This is a genomic window from Erwinia plantamica (genome assembly GCF_043420595.1).
Lineage (GTDB): Bacteria > Pseudomonadota > Gammaproteobacteria > Enterobacterales > Enterobacteriaceae > Erwinia > Erwinia aeris.
On record NZ_JBGCUC010000049.1, the window covers coordinates 1 to 534 of the forward strand.

The 534-nt window shown below is 36.3% G+C and carries 1 protein-coding gene; it reads right to left on the bottom strand.

What is annotated here, in order from left to right; all coding sequences use genetic code 11:
- Nucleotides 1-528 (bottom strand): hypothetical protein (locus AB3U87_RS21995; protein ID WP_394150522.1); only part of this gene is annotated, 528 nt, incomplete at its 3' end.
- Between the last annotated feature and the right edge of the window lie 6 nt (nucleotides 529-534).

Below are 534 nucleotides of genomic sequence, written 5' to 3' on the forward strand. Positions count from 1 at the left end.
TTGCCTCTTATAAAAGCGCTGGCTATATTTGAGTAGTGTGCTTAACTGGCTCAATAGGATTGTCTTGCTGTAATCATCGGTGTTATTACAATATTCTTTATTCATCGTAAAGACCAGGTTCCAGATGATCTCTTCCTCTGCAGGTGAGACGTGTAAGGCCTCATTTATCTCATAGTCAAAATAGCCATACCTCTTAATCTCATGATATAAGTCGCTGCCTGATAAAAAGTCTTCATGTATCAGTATCAGAAAGCAATCTTCCTTAAGTTTAATATTTTTGAACGTCACTGATTTCCGTGGCCTTGTAAACGATAATTTTCCCCTGTCATGATCGTATTTTGTTTTGCCATAAAAAATATTTCCCGATTCAAGCTTTTGAAATGAGATGATATAAAAGTTGGCAGAAAATTCAATATCATCACCGCCACACTCTTCCTTAGTACCGAACGATATACTAAATAGCGGATGCTCCGGCGCTTTAATACCAATTGCACTACTAAAGCTGCTTATTTTATCAAAATGGTTCATATTTTA